The sequence below is a fragment of the Aureibaculum luteum genome, assembly GCF_003449015.1.
Taxonomy (GTDB): Bacteria; Bacteroidota; Bacteroidia; order Flavobacteriales; family Flavobacteriaceae; genus Aureibaculum; species Aureibaculum luteum.
This window is the reverse complement of the sequence record NZ_QRGD01000005.1, coordinates 1-20,992: the sequence shown is the minus strand read 5'-3', so window position 1 is coordinate 20,992 and position 20,992 is coordinate 1. Positions and strand designations below refer to the sequence as shown.

The 20,992-nt window shown below is 30.8% G+C and carries 18 protein-coding genes; 9 read left to right on the top strand and 9 right to left on the bottom strand.

Annotated features, from left to right (window positions below):
- Positions 1 to 131 precede the first annotated feature (131 nt).
- From D3P13_RS12375 to D3P13_RS12360, 4 genes are all read left to right on the top strand, one after another.
- Entirely contained in the window at positions 132 to 920 is a 789-nt protein-coding gene (locus tag D3P13_RS12375; RefSeq protein ID WP_232829181.1) for a CDP-alcohol phosphatidyltransferase family protein, read from the top strand.
- Between the two features lie 238 nt (positions 921 to 1,158).
- A complete protein-coding gene (locus D3P13_RS12370; protein WP_198680025.1) occupies positions 1,159 to 4,455 on the top strand; it encodes a T9SS type B sorting domain-containing protein in 3,297 nt (1,098 codons plus the stop codon).
- A 21-nt stretch (positions 4,456 to 4,476) separates the two neighbouring features.
- Positions 4,477 to 5,442 carry a PorP/SprF family type IX secretion system membrane protein gene (locus tag D3P13_RS12365; protein ID WP_117882876.1) on the top strand — a complete coding sequence of 322 codons (966 nt, stop codon included), beginning with the start codon at positions 4,477 to 4,479 and terminating at the stop codon, positions 5,440 to 5,442.
- Between the two features lie 20 nt (positions 5,443 to 5,462).
- On the top strand, positions 5,463 to 5,786 hold the full coding sequence (locus tag D3P13_RS12360) for a hypothetical protein (RefSeq protein WP_157972909.1): 324 nt from the start codon (positions 5,463 to 5,465) through the stop codon (positions 5,784 to 5,786).
- A 65-nt stretch (positions 5,787 to 5,851) separates the two neighbouring features.
- Here D3P13_RS12360 and D3P13_RS12355 read toward each other — a convergent pair whose 3' ends face one another.
- From D3P13_RS12355 to nusB, 7 genes are all read right to left on the bottom strand, one after another.
- Complete coding sequence (locus D3P13_RS12355; protein WP_117882872.1) at positions 5,852 to 6,556, bottom strand: response regulator transcription factor; 705 nt, start codon at positions 6,554 to 6,556, stop codon at positions 5,852 to 5,854.
- 5 nt (positions 6,557 to 6,561) lie between these two features.
- Positions 6,562 to 8,133: a sensor histidine kinase gene (locus tag D3P13_RS12350; RefSeq protein WP_117882870.1), complete on the bottom strand. Its 1,572-nt coding sequence runs from the start codon at positions 8,131 to 8,133 to the stop codon at positions 6,562 to 6,564.
- A 95-nt stretch (positions 8,134 to 8,228) separates the two neighbouring features.
- On the bottom strand, positions 8,229 to 8,819 hold the full coding sequence (coaE, locus tag D3P13_RS12345; RefSeq protein WP_117882868.1) for a dephospho-CoA kinase: 591 nt from the start codon (positions 8,817 to 8,819) through the stop codon (positions 8,229 to 8,231).
- Positions 8,812 to 9,783, bottom strand: a complete 972-nt coding sequence (locus D3P13_RS12340; RefSeq protein WP_117882866.1) for a CdaR family protein — start codon at positions 9,781 to 9,783, stop codon at positions 8,812 to 8,814. The genes coaE and D3P13_RS12340 overlap by 8 nt, the downstream gene beginning before the upstream one ends.
- Positions 9,784 to 9,857: 74 nt before the next feature.
- Entirely contained in the window at positions 9,858 to 10,172 is a 315-nt protein-coding gene (yajC, locus tag D3P13_RS12335) for a preprotein translocase subunit YajC (protein WP_117882864.1), read from the bottom strand.
- 12 nt (positions 10,173 to 10,184) lie between these two features.
- Positions 10,185 to 10,646 (bottom strand): DUF1573 domain-containing protein, encoded by a 462-nt coding sequence (locus tag D3P13_RS12330; protein WP_117882862.1) that lies wholly within the window; start codon positions 10,644 to 10,646, stop codon positions 10,185 to 10,187.
- Between the two features lie 84 nt (positions 10,647 to 10,730).
- Positions 10,731 to 11,672, bottom strand: coding sequence for a transcription antitermination factor NusB (gene nusB, locus D3P13_RS12325; RefSeq protein ID WP_117882860.1), 942 nt, complete (start codon positions 11,670 to 11,672; stop codon positions 10,731 to 10,733).
- Positions 11,673 to 11,819: 147 nt separating this feature from the next.
- Here nusB and D3P13_RS12320 point away from each other — a divergent pair, with 147 nt between their 5' ends.
- From D3P13_RS12320 to D3P13_RS12310, 4 genes are all read left to right on the top strand, one after another.
- A complete protein-coding gene (locus D3P13_RS12320; RefSeq protein WP_117882858.1) occupies positions 11,820 to 13,577 on the top strand; it encodes an ABC transporter ATP-binding protein in 1,758 nt (585 codons plus the stop codon).
- Between the two features lie 109 nt (positions 13,578 to 13,686).
- The gene (locus D3P13_RS12315; RefSeq protein ID WP_117882856.1) at positions 13,687 to 14,064 is read left to right on the top strand and encodes a PUR family DNA/RNA-binding protein; all 378 of its coding nucleotides are present in this window, start codon (positions 13,687 to 13,689) and stop codon (positions 14,062 to 14,064) included.
- A 202-nt stretch (positions 14,065 to 14,266) separates the two neighbouring features.
- Positions 14,267 to 14,404, top strand: coding sequence for a hypothetical protein (locus D3P13_RS22095; RefSeq protein WP_198680024.1), 138 nt, complete (start codon positions 14,267 to 14,269; stop codon positions 14,402 to 14,404).
- Positions 14,405 to 14,460: 56 nt separating this feature from the next.
- Entirely contained in the window at positions 14,461 to 16,980 is a 2,520-nt protein-coding gene (locus D3P13_RS12310) for a M14 family zinc carboxypeptidase (RefSeq protein ID WP_117882854.1), read from the top strand.
- A 65-nt stretch (positions 16,981 to 17,045) separates the two neighbouring features.
- On the opposite strand, the gene D3P13_RS12305 is transcribed toward D3P13_RS12310, so the two are convergent.
- Positions 17,046 to 17,636, bottom strand: coding sequence for a hypothetical protein (locus tag D3P13_RS12305; protein ID WP_117882852.1), 591 nt, complete (start codon positions 17,634 to 17,636; stop codon positions 17,046 to 17,048).
- A gap of 161 nt (positions 17,637 to 17,797) precedes the next feature.
- On the opposite strand from D3P13_RS12305, the gene D3P13_RS12300 reads away from it, so the two are divergent.
- On the top strand, positions 17,798 to 19,963 hold the full coding sequence (locus tag D3P13_RS12300; RefSeq protein WP_317124795.1) for a TonB-dependent receptor: 2,166 nt from the start codon (positions 17,798 to 17,800) through the stop codon (positions 19,961 to 19,963).
- A gap of 142 nt (positions 19,964 to 20,105) precedes the next feature.
- On the opposite strand, the gene D3P13_RS12295 is transcribed toward D3P13_RS12300, so the two are convergent.
- Complete coding sequence (locus D3P13_RS12295) at positions 20,106 to 20,717, bottom strand: DapH/DapD/GlmU-related protein (protein ID WP_117882850.1); 612 nt, start codon at positions 20,715 to 20,717, stop codon at positions 20,106 to 20,108.
- Positions 20,718 to 20,992 lie beyond the last annotated feature (275 nt).

Here is a 20,992-nt window from a genome sequence, read left to right as displayed (position 1 = left end):
AGTTGCTTGGGATTTTTGTATGTTTGCTAAAGTAAGAAATCATAATAAATTACAAAAAGGTATCCCTATATTTTATTAACATAATTTAATAAATTAATGTTTGAATTGATTTTATTAATATTTCTTTAAATTTGTTTACCCTAAAACCTAACGTCATAAAAAAGCAAATCCCAAATATTATAACATTATTGAATCTGTTTTCTGGTGTAATCGCTGTGCTTTTTGCTGCGAATAATGACTTAGTAACTGCAGCTATTTTTGTGTTGATTGGTATCTTTTTTGACTTTTTTGATGGTTTGGCAGCAAGGTTATTAAATGTACAGAGTGAATTGGGGTTGCAATTAGATTCGTTAGCTGATGTTGTTACAAGTGGGGTGGTACCCGGTATTGTAATGTTTCAGTTAATTCTAAGTTCTCTAAATCATAATTCATTTGAAGCCTCAATTTTTGAAAAAACCGAATCTTTGAATTGGATTGGTTTTAAAATTCACACAGTACAACTATTACCATTTGTTGGAATAGTTTTAACATTAGCAGCTGCTTATCGTTTAGCAAAATTTAACTTAGATGATCGTCAAACTTCATCATTTATTGGGTTACCAACTCCTGCTATGGCATTATTCGTGCTCAGTCTACCCGTAATTTTAGCTTTTGGTAATAATGATTTTATTTTTAATCTAGTATCAAATCCATATTTTTTAATTGCTATTACCCTTCTCTTTAGTTTTTTAATGAATGCGGAAATTCCACTTTTCTCTTTAAAATTTAAAAACTTTTCTTTAAGCAATAATTATATAGAACTTTCCTTTTTGGTAATTTCTACAGTACTCGTAGTGTTCTTTTACATCTACGCAATCCCTTTAATTATAGTATTATACGTATTGTTATCTATTGTAAAAAACAGTATAAAAAACAATTAAATACTCCAAAGTTTTTCTGGCAAGACGTTTGCGTTTTAATTTTCAATTTTGAAAGGTTTTTTATAAAAAAGAACACATTTTAAAAGAAAATTTAATGCCTTCCAAGTTCTTCATTTTTAGTGCAATAATAGTTTATTTTAATATTTAGGGTAGGAATTTTTGTTCATTAGTTGTTATGTATATACTAAAGAACACAAACTCGCGTTTTACTTATTCATTCGCTAAATACTTGTACAAAATGAAATCAACCCAACAAACTACACAAAAGTGTAATTTTATTTACATCACGCTTTTATTATTAGTGGCACTTTTAATATTTCCTTTAATCTCCAGTGCTCAAACTACAATTCCATTTGAAAAGAGATTTGAATCTACTGGAATAAATGGAGAATTAACAATTATCGGAAATTCCATTTTAGGAGAAACTAGTGATCAACCTTACAATGGTACAGATCGTAACAATGATATTGATATGGTTTTTGTTGATATTGATGGTGATACTAATACTTTTAATTCAAGTAGTGCTAAATTTACAACAGGTTCTTGTAACCGAGTTGTTTATGCTGGTTTATATTGGGGTGCAGTTGGTGCTCCTTCAACTCCGGCTCCTAATGAAGTTAAATTTAAAATACCTGGAGGTGCCTATCAGCTAATAACAGCCGATATAACAGACGTCTCTAAAAGAGAAGATTTAGATTTAGTGTTCTATAAAGATGTTACAAGTATTGTAACTTCTATTACCAACCCTAATGGAGATTACTATGTAGCTGACTTAAGTACAAATGTTGGTACAAATAATGCCGCAGGTTGGTCTTTAGTTATTGTATATGAAGATCCATCTGAGCCACGAAAGTACATCAGTACGTTTGATGGTATGTCTGCGGTTAGAAATTCACCAAACAACGTAGTTGATTTTAGTTATTCAGGTTTTACAACGCCTCCTTCTGGTCCTGTTGAAGGTAAAGTGGGGGTTGCAGCCTTAGAAGGAGATTTAGGTTTGTATGGTGATCATATGCAATTTAAGGCAGATGGAAAAACTAGTTTTACTTCATTATATGATGATGCAAATGATATCAATAATTTTTTCAGTAGTAATATTACTCATGATGGAGTTGTAGACACCGATAGAAATTTAAATAGTTCTAACACGTTAGGATGGGATCAGAAAATATTAGATTTCACACCATTAAATGGGGGTAATGTGCTAATTGGTAATGGTGAAACTGGAGCAACTGTACGGGTAACAAATAATGTAGGTGGAGATCATATCTTTACTTTTTTAAATACTTTTTCAATAAATATAATTGAGCCTGTATTACAGGTACTAACTAGTGTTGAAGATACTTCTAACAATCCAATAACCTATAATTCACCGGTACAACTAGGTGAAACAGTTTGGTATAATGTTAATTTTAAAAATATTGGTACTGATGATGCTACAAGCACTGTGGTAACTAACACGTTGCCTCTAAACGTAACATTAGATGATACTACATTTGAATTTTTAGATGCATCAGGCACACCATTGGCCGCTGGTTTAATTACACATACATTTAATGCTGCTACCAGACAAATAACGTTTACTATTGATGATACACTAGTCTTAAGAAATAGTGCTTCAGATTCATATAATATAAGATATCAAGTAACTGCTTCTGATAATTGTTTTGATTATACAGATGCATGTACTAATTTATTACAAAATACAATCAGCTCATCATATGGAGGGGTAACTTCTGGTGAAAATGTTTCAGATCAACCAGGTTTAATAGGAGTTAATGGCTGTGGATTGCCAAATGTTGGTTCTATGGATTTATATGTAGATACTAGTTCTTGTCAATTTGATAGTACTGAAGAGTATTGTAATAATACGTTAACAATTTCTGGTCATGATGGTTATAACGTTTATGAATGGGTAGATCAGAATGGTAATGATTTAGGTACAGGTCAAACTATTTCAATCAATGGTCCAGGCGTTTATACCGTTACACAAACAAAAATAGGTTGTACTATAACTACTAGAACTATTACAGTTCTTGGTTTGGATGTTACATTTACTCCTTCTGATGCCTTATGTAAGGATAGTGAAGATGGTAAAGTTAATGTTAGTATAACTGATGATGCCGCTACTTTTACTTATGAATTATCACAAGCTGGTAGTGTTATTGCCACTGAAGGGCCTACTGCCGCCAAATCATATGATTTTACCGGTTTAGATATTGGTGACTATTCGGTTAGAGTTACAAATACAGACGGTTGTTTTGATGTATTTCAATTCACTATAGGTGAACCAACTTTATTGCAAGCTACAAATAGTGTTTTAGATAATATTATGCCTTGTAATGGTAATGCCCTAAGCGGAAGAATAGATGCTACAGGAACAGGAGGTACGCCACCGTATCAGTATAGTATCAATAATGGTACAAGCTATCAAGATTCTAACATTTTCGAAGTTTCTACAGAAGGAGATCATACTATTACAGTAAAAGATGCGAATGGTTGTACAACCACAACTGTTGCTAATATTGATTTTGATCCAGAAATTGAATACACTGTTGAAAAACAAGATGTTTTATGTTATGGAGGTAGTGATGGTTCTATTAACATTAATGTAAGTCAGAACACATCTGGTAATGCATTATCATATAGTATTGATGGTGGAACAAATTATCAACCATCCTCATTATTTAGTGGATTGGTAGCTGGAGATTATGAAATAATAATCCGTAAGGTAAAAGGTGTAAATACTTGTGAAACTACTGAGTCGGTTACTTTAAGTCAATTAACATTTTTAGAATTTACTGCTGACGCAGGATTTAAATGTGAAGGTTCTGAAAATCAAATTATAACAGCTGTAGCAACGGAATACGAAAATGAAGTTGAATTTAGTTTAGATGGTGGTTCATATCAAACATCAAATGTTTTTGAAGATGTGGCGAACGGTGAACATACGGTTAGAGTTAGAAACACAAGTACTGGTTGTACTGATGAGCCTGTTGTGGTTCTTGTTGAAGCATATACGCCTGTGAGTTTTAATGTAGATAACTCAGCAAACTCTTTAGTTGAATATGTTGTTAATGCAACAAACGGTGAGCCTGAATATCAATACGCAATGCTTAAGAATACTGATAAGTTAATATCACCAGAGGTTAAAGATGAAGACTTTGGAAGTACAAATGTATTTACAGTATCTGGAGCTGGTTTTTATACCTTCTATGTAAAAGATAATAAAGGATGTATCGTTTCGGAAATAATTGAGGTAAAAGATATTGAAATTCCAAATTTCTTTACACCAGATGGTGATGGTATAAATGATACTTGGTATCCTAGAAATATTGCAATATACCCGAATATCACGGTAAAGATATTTGATAGGTACCAACGATTAATTAAGGAGTATAAAGGAATTCAACAGTCATGGAATGGCGTTTATAAAGGTAAGTTATTACCATCAGGTGACTATTGGTATATCATTAAACTTAATGCGGCAAGTGACAAAAGAGAGTTTAAAGGCAACTTTACCTTATATAGATAACATTAAAAACTATTCAACCCAATGAAAAAATATATTTATACCGTAATGTTATTTGCCTTTACTATTATGGCAAATTCACAAGAATTAAAATTATCACCTTATTCGCAATACTTGGTAGAGAATACCTTTGTTATTTCTCCAGCTTATGCAGGTATAGATGATGTGCATAAACTACGCTTAAGTGGGGTTGCTCAATGGTTAGGCGTAGAAAACGCTCCGTTAACGCAGCAGCTATCATATGATACAAGAATAAGTGAGAACACAGGTGTAGGTGTTATATTATATAACGACCGTAATGGTAATACGAAGCAAATGGGAGCACAGCTGTCTTACGCTTATCATTTAATTTTATCTGAAGCCGATGATGAATATTTGTCATTTGGGTTGTCTTATAAATTTAATCATTTTAAAATAGATACAGATAAATTTGATGATGGTACGGGTACAGGAAATAATGATCCGCATGTTGGAGCAAGTGAATCAACCTCAAATCATAATTTTGAAGTAGGAGCTTTATATAGAATTAAAAATTATTTTGTAGGTGCCAATGCTTCAAATATATTGAATAAAGCCACAAAAATATTTGACAATTCAGAACCAGTAAAATTAAGAAATTATTATTTATTTACCGGCTATACATTTTTAAGTGATAACGACGAATATGAATATGAACCTTCTTTGTTTTTTAAATATTTTGAGGGTGACGGACGTTCAGTTTCTGATATTAACTTTAAAGCTAGAAAATTAACAGATGATGGCTATTACTGGGCAGGTATTAATACAAGGTTCTTAAATGATCAAGGTTTTAAGCCCTTGTCAGTTTCTCCATTGTTGGGATTAAAAAAAGATAAAATGTATGTAGGTCTCGGTTACCAATTTAACATTAACGAATCTATACAATTTGGGTCTTATGGAACACCATTATTGGTGTTGGGATACGATTTTGATGGAGGTAGATACAATACAAGTTGGAGTTCAAGAAAATAATTAAACTTAAAAATCACAAAATGAAAAATATAAGAATTATTGCAGTTTTACTTTGCTTAGGTTATGTAGGCCTTCAAAACATAAATGCTCAGTCTACGTCTACGGATAACCAAGAAGAAAAAGTGTTTAAGGTACAAATGCTTGAAGTGCCCGACAGTGTAAAAGAGACATTAAAAAGTTATTCAGGTTACAAAATTTCTAAAGATGTAAGCTATAAATTGAGATCGTCAAACAGTAAATCAGACAAAATTTATAGATTTAAAATAGAGCGAAAAAGCTTTCCATATATATTACTTGTAAGCGAAAAAGGTAAAGTTATGGGCATTGAGTCTGAAGAAGGCTAATAAATATAACCGTATTTAATTAAAAAGAAAAGACTATCATGTACATGATAGTCTTTTCTTTTTAATTATTGAACATCTCCAACTATTAGTCGAAAACCTTCTCCATGAATATTCACAATTTCAACAGAAGAATCTGGTTTTAAATACTTACGAAGTTTCGCAATATAAACATCCATACTTCTTGACGTAAAGTAGTTATCATCTCTCCAAATTTTAGTCAATGCTAATTCTCTTGGCATTAAATCATTTACATGTATGGCTAACATCTTTAAAAGTTTATTTTCTTTAGGAGATAGTTTTCGTATTTCACCTCCATCATAAGATAAATGTCTTAATTTAGAGTTTAAGAAAAACTTGCCAATCTGAAATTCATGTTTTTCGTCATCAGCACTCATGTCAATTTCCTTACGTTGTAAAATTGCTTTGATCTTATGTAATAAGACTTCTGAATCAAATGGTTTATTCAAATAATCATCTGCACCAGATTCATATCCTTTTAAAACATCTTCTTTCATAGTTTTCGCAGTTAGGAAAACAATGGGAACATCTGTATTTGTCGTTCTTATGTCCTTAGCTAATGAAAAACCATCTTTTCTGGGCATCATCACATCTAAAATACAAAGATCAAATTCGTCATTTTTAAACATAATTAATCCTTCTAAACCATCTTTTGCATGGGTAACGGAGTAATCATTTAACATAAGGTAGTCTTTTAATACTGTACCAAAGTTTGGATCATCTTCAACTAATAATATTTTTTTATTTGCCATAATTTTTAAATTAACGGTAATTTTATTGTAAACGTGCTTCCTTTTCCTTTTTCACTTTCTACATAAACATTACCATGGTGGTGTTCAACTATTTTTTTTACGTATGACAGGCCTAAACCATGTCCTTTAACGTCGTGAATATTAACTTTTTGTTCTCTATAAAATTTATCAAATACATGCTTTTGTACATTTTTATTCATTCCAATACCTTGGTCTTTAATATGTGCAATTATATAATTACCTGCATTTTCTGTATAAATATCAATTTTCGGCGGTTCGTTAGTGTATTTAATAGCATTGTCTAAAATATTAGTAATGACACTAGTGAAATGAAATTTATTAACCATTATTTCACTTTGTAATGCTTCTAAGTGTAAATTAATATAACCACCTTTATCATCTATTATAAGTTGTACGTGAGTTATTGCATCTTCTATTATGTCGTGTAAATCATCAACTCCTTGCGAAATATCTAATTGTTTCTTTTCTAATCTAGAAATTCGCAACACATTTTCTACCTGACCATGCATTCTTTTATTCTCTTGACGGATCATTTCAGTATATCGTAGTACTTTATCTTTATCGCCAATTATCTTTGGATTTTTAATAGCATCCAATGCTAAATTGATAGTCGCAATTGGTGTTTTAAACTCATGCGTCATATTATTTATGAAATCAGTCTTTATTTCCGATATCTGTTTTTGTTTTATTAATTGATAAATAGCACTCCCAAAAGCCAACATTATCACTAATATAAAAACTGCTGCTAATATCAATATATTAGTAATTGAAGCGAAAATATATTCATTTTTTGAAGGGAATGTTACTCGTAATTCATAATTACTATTGCCATCATCTTCAATAAATAAAGGAACACTATAACTTTTACCTTCAATATTTTTAAACTTAGACGATTTTACTTTCGTCGCTAAACCATCACCAAAAACCCCAAAATTAAAATTGATATCAACCCCTCTGTCACGTAACTCGTTCTCTAGATTTAAAGATATTTCATTGGTGCCAATTCTATCATAAATAGGTTTCTGTGCTGCAATTTTTTTAAAATTATTCTCAAAATTTAAAGCTTCTAATCTATTTCTTCTAGCCACATTATAGATTCGTTCTGTCGGAGTTACATCACTTAAATCATTTTGAAAAAAATCATCAAAAGAACTTATCTCTTGTACTTCTTCCGAAAGGATATCTTTAAAAATTAAAGAATCATTTTCGAATAAGGGGATGTCGGTTTTAAAACTATTTTCCAAAATACTTTGTCTGAATGAAAATATTTCATTGGTCACTGTATCTATTTTTGAAAAATAGAAATCTTTTTTTATTAATTCACCATCCGATCTAGTTGCACTATCAATTACAGATTTGAAATCTCTATAATAATCGTTAATTTCTCTTTCTTGAATATTTTCAGAGACTTTTGCTAATACAAATTTGACATCATTTTCAAACTGTTTTTCACGTATGTCAACGGAACTTTTTATCCAATAAATTTGAACAGAAATTATGCCTATTAAGGCAATACTCATTAATATAATTAAGAGTACAAATACACGTTTATTCATTAATAACAAATTTAGCCTAAGTATTTAATCTTTAGTATTGATTTAACTAAGATTAACTAAAAGAATAATAATTTAACAGTTTTTTAAGAAATTCACTAATCAGAAGTCGTTTTAAGCAATGTTTCATGTATTTTTTTAACTTGCTTTCTGGTGTCAGTTAAATTAATATTTTCAATAACAAAATTGGCTAACTCATTTTTTTTTGCTTGATCCCATTGATTATTAATTCTAGCCATAATTTGCGATTTAGAAGCGGAGTCTCTTTTTAAAACCCTTTCGATTCTAATATCTTTAGGTGCAGTAACTGAAATTATATAGTCAAAATCATCGGCTTTATTATTTTCAAAAATAATTGCATTTTCTTGTATGCAATAAGGAGCATTTTGTTTTTGTAACCATTTGGAAAAATGTTTAGCAACTTTGGGGTGCACAATACTATTGATTGCTTCTAATTTCTCTTCATCATTAAAAACTAATTGAGCTAAATATGGCCTATTTAACTTCCCATTTATATAAGCTTGAGGTCCAAAAACCTTTATTAATTTTTTTTGAATAGATTTAGAAGTGTTCATTAATTCTTTTGCTTCCATATCAGCTATGTATACGGGTACACCTAATTCCTTAAAGAAATTAACCACTGTTGTTTTACCACTACCAATGCCACCTGTTAAGCCTACTTTAATCATTTTTAATTAAATAATCTATTTGATTTGGTACTATTCTAATGTCAGAAACATAAGAGGGTTTTAAAACAACTTTAGGGATTAAATAGTTGAGTCCATCTTTTACAGAACGTTCGTAATCGCAACTTACTTTAAAATCATTTTTATTGATTTTATTATAATCTGAAATACCTACTTGAAAAACGATTTCAACGTTGTCTGGAAATGTGCTGATGCTATAATTTTTTGGTAAATTTTTAACAAGAACTGGTATGGTAAATTTAGCTTCCGTAAATTTATCTACAATACCACTAACTTTTATTTCTTTTACAGAGTAGGTTACCTTTGAATTATTTTCTAATTGTAGAATGGGAATGGTAAATTCAAAATTAGAATTTACGTCAGCTAACGTTTTCTTTTGTGTTACAACTTTTAGAATAGAATCTACCAAGAGCTCAGGACCAGAGATTGTAACTTCATTTGGTTCAATTTTTAAATTTCCAAATAAATTATAACCAGATTTATAATCTATTTCCAGATTGGTTTCAATAGATACTGTTTTTGTAATCGCTTGTCCGATATTATAAAATAGCGTATCTGGTTTAATGGAATATATTTCTACATCTGACAGTAATTGACTTTGTATTTCAGTCAATAAATTTGCAGACGGTTGATAGAATAGGCTTGAGTTTTTGGGTTTTATTGATTGTAAGTCAACTTTTACTTTTCTTTTAAAAAGATGGTATTTAATGAGATCAAAACCAAACGTTTTTAATGTAAGTTGTACGGTTTTTTGGGGCTCTTTTTGAAGCATTTTACCTTTGGGCAGGTTTATGTATTCTACATTAACCGGCACCACATCTATATATTCTTTTGATAGTTTAATCAATACCCAAAACAAAAAAGATAAAACTAAAAACCCCAAAATCATTTTGGTTTTTTTAGTCGCTTTAATTTTGCTGTTTGATTTATATTTTTTGACCTTCATTATCTTTTAAAAGTAAACAAAAAAAGTGAGTTTTACCAAAATAAAACTCACTTCTAATTATTATAAAATAAAAATTATTTTTTAACCACAGGGCTTAAATATTTTTTACTTAATTCCATTGATATTGCAGAACGTTCAAATTTAATTTTACCAGCTCCAGTTTCAATCACAACTGCATCATCAGTTAAATCTACAATTTTACCATGAATACCACTTGTGGTAATCACTTTTGCACCTTTTTTTATTTCTGCTTGAAATTTCTTTTCATTTTTTGCTTTTTTCATTTGTGGTCTTATCATAAAAAGATAAATAACCAATAACATTGCGGGAATTAATATAAAATTCCCCATTCCGCCACCTCCGGCTTGTAATAAAATTGTTGAATACATAAATAATTTGTTTTAACTTGCTTTTTGTTTGGGTGTTACATTCGCTTTAATAACAACTGTTTCTTTGCCACTAGCTGTATTTGTTGTTAATGTTACTACTTTGTTTTGTTGATTTGGTTTTCCTGCTGAATTAAACTTCACAGTAATTGATCCAGTACCTCCAACCGGTATTGGTTCTTTTGGATATTCAGGAATTGTACAGCCACAAGTGCTACTTGCATTTGTAATAATTAATGCAGATTTTCCGGTATTTTTAAAATCGAAAGTAGTTTCAACCTTATCACCTTCGTTAATGGTACCAAAATCATATTCGGTTTTAGAAAAAGAAATGATAGAAGCACCTTCGGTCATCTTATAATCGCGTTGTTTGGCTATTTCTAAATTTTCTTTTTTAATTTTTGAAGTCGCATTATCTTTACATGAAAATAAAGTGAATACAACTAAAAATGCTAATAATTTTACTTGTAACTTCATAATATTTTGTTTTATAATTGTGTATATTACACTCGCTTTAATATATTTTTACTAAACCCTCAACGAGGGTAAAATTAAGGAATTTTAAAGTAATCCTCTTCCTATTTTTTTGATCTTATCTTCGGTAGTATACTCTTTTAAAATTTTATCCAAAACTCCGTTTATAAAAAAGCTACTCTTATTTGTTGAATAATCTTTAGAAATTTCTATATATTCATTGATAGTTACTCGAGTTGGTATAGAAGGGAAGTAAATCAATTCTACCATTGCCATTTTCATTAAGATAAAGTCTACTTCTGCAATTCGATCACTATCCCAGTTGGGTGTTTTTGCATCAATATCATCCATGAATTCATGGTGGTGTAATACTGTTTTTTTGAATAAATCCAGTCCGAATTCTTCATCTTCTTTATCCTTAAATAGCAAACTTTTGTCAAATCGCGTATTAGGATTTATTTTCTTTAAGTTTTTGAGAATCCAAGTATTTACAAAAGGAATATCATCTACCCAAGTAATCAATTGGCTTTCGTAATAATCAAATAACTTATCGTTAGGTGCAATTACATTTTTATAAAGTTCACTTATAAAGTTTAAATCTTCTTTTGGAGAAGTAGTCTCAGTATTATTTATAAAATCAGCATAAATATCACTTTCACGAATAGCATCCCAAATTAATCGAACATACTCGCTATCTTCTTTCCAGTTCTTTAATTTTTGTGTTTTAATATATTCTTGCAATGCAAGATTATTTTTTAAACCTAATAAAAAAGGATGATCGATAAATTTTCTGCTTGGATTTTTATCTTCACTAGTGGCCAAATATTTCTTCTTGGCAATTTCTTGATGTTTTTCAGCTAAGTTTCTAACTTCTGCAAGCAAGTTTAATTGCAACACATATAAGTCATAAATCTTATTAATACTATAGGTTAAGAATTTTCTTTCCTTAACTAAATCATCACTGTTGGATTGCAATAGGGCATAAACAGATTGCATCACTTTAATTCTCAGGTGTCTCCTGTTTAGCATAAACTTGGCATTTTATAAGTCAAAGAACTTAGAATTTGTACTATCATTTTAAACTTGTATATTCGGCGATATAAAAAAATCTTGACAAAGGTAGAGTATTACGCATTGGTGTCAAAATTTTAATGCTTATCAATTCAAAATTATCTCGTGAAAGCTTTACGTTATCTAAATAAATTCTTTGTAAAATATAAAAAACGGCTAATTATAGGTACCATTTGTACTATTATTGCCAGAATTTTATCACTAATAGTGCCAATACTTATTGGTGATTCTTTAGATGGAGTAGAAAAGTATATAAACGGGGAAACTACCGATTTACAAGCCGTAAAAGATTTGTTGTCAAAAAACATATTATTAATGCTTGGTGCGGTTTTACTTGCTGCTGTATTCACTTTTATAATGAGACAAGCCATAATTAATATGTCTCGTTACATAGAATTTGATCTCAAAAATGAAATTTATGAACATTATCAAAAGCTCTCGTTAAATTTCTATAAAAAAAATAGAACTGGAGATCTAATGAATAGAATTAGTGAAGATGTAAGTAAGGTTAGAATGTATTTTGGACCGGCAATTATGTATACTATAAATATGATAACATTGTTTGTTATTGTTATTTCATATATGCTGAAAAAAGATGTTACCCTAACACTTTATACGTTGGTGCCTTTGCCAATATTATCTATATCAATTTATTTTTTAAGTAGAGAGATAAATAAACGAAGCAGAATAAAGCAAGAAACATTATCGAAATTAACTTCTATTACACAGGAGTTCTTTTCAGGTATGAATGTTATTAAAGCTTATGGTATAGAAAAGCCCACCTTTAAAGATTTTAATGAAGTTGCTGATGAAAGTAAAGAAAAGAACATTGACTTATATAAATTGCAAGCACTGTTTTTTCCATTGATGATCTTATTAATCGGTATAAGTAATATTATGGTGGTTTATATTGGAGGATTAAGGTATTTAGATGGCCTGATTTCTTTTGGACTTATTGCTGAGTTTATAATTTATGTGAATATGCTAACATGGCCGGTTGCAGTTGTGGGCTGGGTAACTTCGATAGTTCAAGAGGCAGAAGCGTCGCAAAAAAGGATTAATGAGTTTTTAAATGTCGAACCAGAAATTCAAAATTCAATAGAAGCACCCACAAAAATTGAAGGTAAAATTGAATTCAAAAATGTGACCTTTACTTATGATGACACCAATACAACAGCATTAAAAGATGTAAGCTTTACGCTTGAAAAAGGTAAAATGTTAGCCATTTTGGGTAAAACAGGTTCGGGTAAATCTACTATTGCTGAACTTATAGCCAGATTGTATGATGTAGATAAAGGCGAGATATTAATTGATGATCAACCTATTGAAAAAATTAATTTAACCAGCTTACGAAAAAGCATCGGTTTTGTGCCACAAGAAGCCTTTTTATTTTCTGATACGATAGCCAATAATATAAAATTTGGTAATGAAGATGCCGCTAAAGAGGTTATAGAAAATGCGGCAAAAAACGCCCATATTCATGATAATATTGAAGATTTCTCTAAGTCATATGATACTTTTGTAGGTGAACGAGGGGTTACCTTATCAGGTGGTCAAAAACAAAGAATTTCTATAGCAAGAGCTATTATTAAAGAACCTGAAATATTAATTTTTGATGACTGTTTATCTGCTGTTGATACGGAAACAGAAGAGATTATATTAAACAATTTAAAAACTATTAGTAAGGATAAAACATCAATAATTATTGGGCATAGAGTTTCATCTGCTAAAAATGCAGATTTAATTATTGTTTTAGATAAAGGTAAAATTGTGCAAAATGGTACTCATGATGAATTATTTAATCAAAAGGGCTTTTATCAAGATATTTATAACCAACAACTTATGGAGCAAAGTGCTCATTAATTGAATTTAAAAATTAAAAGAAATATAATAAAGTGTTGTTCAAATCATTTATTTTTTTAGATTTGTCATGTAATTTACTAAATTTTACCAATATTAAGTTAAGATTATTATGAGTGATAAAGAATACACAGAACAAGAAGAAATCTTTTCTCAGGTATTAAGAGCCGGTAGAAGAACCTATTTTTTTGACGTACGATCTACAAAAGCTGGAGACTACTATTTAACAGTTACTGAAAGTAAAAAATTTACGCATGACGATGGTTCATTCCATTACAAAAAGCACAAAATCTATTTGTATAAAGAAGATTTTACTGAGTTTAATGAAATGTTAGTTAAAGCAACTGACTATATTATTAATGAAAAAGGTGAAGAAGTAATTTCTGAACGTCACCAAAAAGACTATCAAAAACCAACCGAAGACAGTGTTGAAGAACAAGAAATTAAATCTACTACTAGTTTTACTGATGTAGATTTTGACGATATTTAATAGTATTACTAACTCAAATTGAACTAAAGGCTACCTTAATCGGTAGTCTTTTTTTTGTGTAATAAAATGAGTGGTTTTAGTTTTTTTAAGTCCCAATGAATTGGATGATTTCTGCTGAAATTATTATTCAATTTGTTTTATCTAATAACAACTTTTTTAAATAAATGAAATTCAAGTATATTTACGAGAAATAAATACTATTATGGAAAAATTATTGAGAATAATTATAGCTTGGTTTGGTGCAAAAAAAATTGGAGGAGGAAGATGTGGATGTATCGGTACTTTTTTTGTTTTTCTAATTCTATATTGGTTATTAGGATATGTTTTTAAGGTAATCTAATTATTTAAAGAACTTCGTTAGCCCAAAATCTTCAACTTTTACTTACACTGCACTACATGAAAAAAATAGTATTATTTCTGTGTTTTATTATTACTTCAATTATATATGCTCAAGAAAAAATAGATCTTAGTTATTATTTACCACAAAATGTAAGTTATAATGCTGACATACCTACGCCAGAAAGTGTAATTGGGTTTCAAGTAGGTGAGTGGCATGTTTCTCATGACAAGCTAGTATACTATATGAAAGCCTTAGCCAAGGCTTCAGATAGAATTAGTATAGAAGAAAGAGGAAAAACATATGAAGGCAGACCCCTCTTATTGCTGACGATAACTTCTGTTAAAAATCATATTAATCTTGAAGCTATTAGAACAGAACATTTAAAATTGTCTGATGCTGCAAATACAGCTGTAAATGTAAGTAATATGCCTGTGGTAGTGTATCAAGGATTCTCCATACATGGTAATGAACCTAGTGGTGCCAATGCGGGTTTATTAGCGGCATACTATTTGGCTGCAGCCGAAGGTAAAGAAATAGATGAAATGTTAGATAAAACAATAATTCTATTTGATCCTTCTTTTAATCCTGACGGATTAAATCGATTTGCCAGTTGGGTTAACATTCATAAAAATCAAAATATTACATCAGACAATAATGATAGAGAATATAATGAAGTTTGGCCTGGCGGTAGAACAAATCATTATTGGTTTGATATGAATAGAGACTGGTTGGTGACGCAATTGCCAGAATCTCAAGCTCGCATTAAAACGTTTCATAAATGGAAACCTAATATTTTAACGGATCATCATGAAATGGGAACGAATTCATCCTTCTTTTTTCAACCTGGTATTCCTTCAAGAACACATCCACTAACGCCAAAACTAAATCAAAAACTAACGGCAAAAATTGGTGAATACCATGCTAAAGCTTTTGATAAAATTGGATCACTATATTTTACAGAAGAACGTTACGATGATTTTTATTACGGAAAAGGTTCTACTTTTCCGGATATTAATGGGGGGATTGGTATTTTATTTGAACAAGCTAGTTCTAGAGGTCATGCTCAAGATAGTGAGAATGGTTTGTTAACTTTTCCTTTTACCATTCGTAATCAGTTTACTGCGGTATTATCTACATTGGAAGCAGGTATTAATATGCGTGAAGAATTGTTGAAATATCAGTACGGTTTTTATCAAAACGCAAAACAAGAAGTATATAAAGATAAAAATAAAGCCATTGTTTTTGGAGATAAAAATGATAAGGGTAAAACCTATCAATTTGCTAAAATGTTAGAACGTCAGCATATTAAATTCCATAAATTAAGTTCAAGTGTTACCGCTGGCGGTACTAAATTTACGACAAATGATAGTTATATTATACCAGCCGATCAACCTAATTATAGAATGATTAAGGCTATGTTTGAAACCAGAACTAGCTTTCAAGATAGTTTATTTTATGATGTTTCTGCATGGACCTTGCCTATGGCTTTTGATTTAAATTATGGGTATACCAATAGTCTTTCATCGGCAGGAGAAGTTGTTAATTCACTCGATTTTCCAGAAGGTAAAGTCAGTGGAAATAGTGATTATGCCTATGTTTTTGAATGGGATGAATACTACACACCAAAGGCTCTATACACTATTTTAAAAAATAATCTTAGAGCTAAAGTGGCTACAAAACCGTTTATCATTGGAAATAAAGAGTATGATTATGGGACCATTTTAATTCCAGTAGCCAATCAAGTTAAAACAAGTGAAGAGATTAACAGTTTATTAAAAGAAATAGCAATAGAAACAGGTGTTAATTTTGACGGAGCTACAACGGGAATTACCAAAGGTATAGATTTAGGGAGTACTTATTTTAAATCTTTAGAACAACCAAAAATTGCTGTGTTGGTAGGTGATGGTATTACAACTTCTGATGCCGGTGAAATTTGGCATTTATTAGATACGAGATACCAAATACCTATTACAAAATTGGATACTAAAAATTTAGGAAGAGCAGATTTAAGTAAATACACAACAATTATAATAGCAAATACATCGGGTAGTTCATTAAATGAAGCTACTGATGATTTAAAAACATTTGTTAAAAATGGAGGTGTTTTAATTGGGTATAGAAATGCATTACGCTGGTTAGAAAGTAAAAATTTTATAAAATTAGATTTTAAAAAATCTAAAATAACAGGAAAAGATGTTTCCTTTGCTGATCGAGCTGACTTTAGAGGGGCTCAGGTAATTGGAGGTGCTATTTTTGAAGCGGAGATAGATTTAACACACCCTATTGGTTATGGGTATAACAAGAATAAAATAGCGTTATTTCGAAATACAACACTCTTTATAAATCCTGATAGCACTAATTATAAAAAACCGTTACAGTACACTAAAAAAGCCTTATTAAGTGGTTATATTTCTAAAGAGAATTTAACAGCAATAAAAGGAACCATTCCGTTCAAAACAGCAAGTATGGGAAGAGGTGAGGTTATTGTTTTTACAGACAACACCAATTTTAGAGCCTTTTGGTACGGCACTAATAAGTTATTAATGAATGCTATTTTCTTTGGGAAAATGATGTAAGACCAAACACTAAATATTTTTCTCGTAGTTCAATATTAGTATGAAGCTAGTCGTTGTGTTGTAGACTATTTGTTAATAAACTGAATGCTAAACTTAGTTAACTCCTCTTCATCAATGGTGTTATTTGTATTCGCATCAATAAATAAAGCAATGTAGATTTTGGGTAGTTTATATGCCTCAAATGGAATGTATTGGCCATTGGTAAACAATTGGTTTATATGAAAAGCAACATTTGCAAAATCATCTTTTTCATAAATAAGTTCAACTGATTTATCTAATGAATTTTCATAATACAACGCATGAAAACCATAATCAAGAATAAACAGAGCATCGTAGCCCGTAATAGGTCTTAGTGCTAAAGCATCACCAAGGGCAAAACATTCCGTTTGGCTAACATTTAAACCAACCTTCAATGCATCTAAATCATTTTTGTTTGAAAATGCGGCTAATTTTGCAACAACAGGACTCGTTTTAGTGTACTTGTTTATATTAAAATAAAATGAAAAAGGACTTTTTGTAATAGAAACAATCTGATCGTTCTTTTTAATTGATACTTTCTTTTTATTTTGATGAATTGCAATGTTTGCAGTTGATTTACAATTTGTAAGAAGTAATATACTACTAATAGCAATTAAAAAGGAAAGGTTAATTTTCATATTATTTATTCTAGGCATCAAAGCTTTTGTTTTAGAGTACTAAACGAAATTTAGTTATTAATATTAGTAATTTTTACAATTCACCCCAAAAGAATTACAATTCAGATAGTGTTTTTATGCTAAACCACTCGGTTATCTAATATTTGCATCATAAAATCAACATGATGCAAGCTATAAAAACAATTTTCACCATACTATTTTTAACAATATTCACCCAACTCCACGCTCAAACAAACATTTCGGGTACTGTTAGTGACAAGAAAGGAGAACCAATACCAGGTGCCAATGTGTATTTAGAAAACACTTATGACGGTGCTACAACTGATTTAGACGGTAAATTTACATTTACAACAACTGAAACAGGTGAGCAAACGCTGGTCGTTTCCAATTTGAATTTTCATACGTTTAGACAACTTGGCGACGTTAATACCTTAAACGAGTTACAAATTGTATTAAAAGAGGCGATAAACGCTTTGGATGCTGTTGTACTTTCGGTAGGTTCCCTTAAGGCGGGTGGTACTACTGCTGTTTCTGTAATGAGTCCATTAGATGTTGTTACTACTGCTGGCGTTGCTGGTGATTTTATTGGAGCCTTACAAACCTTACCAGGTACGCAAACCGTAGGGGAGGATGGACGTTTATTTGTACGCGGTGGAACTGCTGATGAAACCGGAGTTTATATTGACGGATTACAAGTTTTTAAACCTTATATCTCTACCACAAATAATACCCCAACACGAGGTCGTTATTCTCCATTTTTGTTTGACGGAATTACATTCAGTACAGGTGGATATTCCGCTGAATATGGTAATGCTTTATCTAGTGTATTGTTATTAAACACCATTAAAGAGCCTAAACAGAATGAAACTAACATTTCATTGATGTCTTTAGGGTTGGGCATAGGTCATACTCAAAAATGGAAAAAAGATGCATTAACTATAAATGCCAGTTATATCAACTTAGCTCCGTATAACAATTTAGCTCCTGATAGCGATACGTGGAATAAATTGCCTGAATCTCTTTCTGGTGAAGCGGTTTATAGGCATAATACAAAAAACGGTTTGTTTAAGTTTTACACCGCCTATAGTCTTTCTAAGTTTGATGTGGAGCAAGAGAATATCAATTATGACGGTTTAGCTCGCTTCAAATTAAAAGACAGCAATTGGTATACGAATTTGTCTTATGACGGATTTATAGGAAATGATTTAAAATTAACAACGGGTCTTAGTTATAGCAACAGTAATACAGATGTAGTTTTCGAAGAAACCGATGTAAATGATGTGGAAAATGCGTTACATTTTAAAACCAAATTAAAGCATAACTTCAGTAATGCATTCAAATTATCTTATGGAGCAGAATTGACATCTATTAACTTTAATGAAAAGGGAAGTGCAAACCAAACTGAAAATTTTGAATACTCATTTACCCATACTATGGGGTCTATATTTGCAGAATCTGAAGTGTTTTTCTCAACTGATTTTGCAGGTAAATTTGGTGTGCGTGGTGAATATAATGCTCTATTAAAAGACTACGCTTTTTCACCAAGAGTATCGTTGGCATATAAGTTAAACGGACAATCGCAATTGTCTTTTGCTTATGGTGATTTTTATCAAACACCTCAAAATAATGAATTAAAAATTGAGCAAAACCTAAGCTTTCAAAAGGCAACACATTATATTTTAAACTACCAATATAAAAAGAATAAGCAATTGTTTAGAGCAGAAGTTTATTATAAAGATTATGCCAGTTTGTTGCAGTATGATACCGAAATTGATGTTCCATCAGCAAATTTTAATAATAACGGATTTGGCTATGCAAAAGGCATAGACTTGTTTTGGAAAGACAGTAAAAATATTAAAAACCTACAGTATTGGGTTTCCTATTCGTATTTAGATACCAAAAGAAAGTATAACGATTTTTCTGAGCAAGTAACTCCAAGTTTTGCCACAAAACACAATGCCTCTTTAGTAACAAAGTATTGGATTAACCATTGGCGTAGCCAAGTAGGAGTAACTTATAGTTTTGCTAGTGGTAGACCTTATGACAACCCCAATACCAATCAATTTATGAGTGGAAAAACGAAAACTTACAATAATTTAAGTGTGAATTGGAGTTATTTAATTTCACAACAAAAAATACTATTTGTATCGGTTTCTAATATTATGGGTATTAAAAATACGTATGGTTATACTTATGCCAATACCCCAGATGTAAATGGCATGTTTCAACGCCAAGCCATTGTGCCGAGTGCCGATCGTTTCTTTTTTGTAGGCTTCTTTTGGACCATTAGTGACGATAAAAGCAAAAATCAGTTGGATAATTTGTAGGGTTCGTTTAACGGTTAAATTGTGGTATGCTACGCTCTAGCGTGTTAGGACCTTTCTACCGAGACCAAGCGATGGTTTAAAGAGATGAATTTTCGGCAGAAAATTTTGCCACAATAAATTTTAGCTTTTGCTGTAGCCGTTTTTATTTTTCTTTACATTGTTCAATTAATTCAAGTCTTTTTACAATTGAGTCCTTTTCTAATAGTGTTCCAGGAGACAAAACTCCATTCGCACCAATTCTAGAATTATCACCTACTAAAGCTCCGAATTTTTCCAATCCTGTATCAATTATTTTGTTGTTGAAACTTACATAAATCCTTTTTTTCGTTCTCTCATTGTAGTGATTTGCTGCGATTGAACCCGCCTCAAAATTTACATTTCTACCGATAATACTATTTCCGATATAGTTTAAATGAGCAACTGCAGTATGTGAAAATATCATACTATTTTTTATTTCCGTATTAGGTCCTATTTTTACAAAACTATCCAAAAAGACACCTTCTCTGAAATAGGCATTAGCACCAATTTGACAGTTGTCCATTATAATTATTGGACCTTTTAAGGTTATTCCTTGTTCCAAAACTGCAGACTTATGAATGGCAATTCCATTTTCTATGTTAAAATCCGCACCAAGATTTGGTATAATTGCCTTAATTATTTCTTTTATGTCTTCGGTTATGCTCCAAGGGGAAGTATATTTTTCTAGTAGAAGAAAGGATGGGATATTTGATATAAAATCTTTGATGTCAATCATTTATTTTTGATTTGTTATCTTTTAGTTAATAGCCTACAACGTTTAGTATAAGAGCAGTGGCGGATTAAAACGCACTCACTTTCGTGATTGCAATATACTTAATTAATCACAAAAACGGCTTGAGTTAAAACCCAAACCGCTATTGCTTTTATACCTTGTGTGTGCCCAGCATGGGCATCTTTTCCTTACGAAAGTAAAGAATTAATCTAGAGGGTGCAAGTCCCTTATGGGCATGGGTAACGCCCTGAACCATTAGTAAGCTGCAAGGTTGCTAA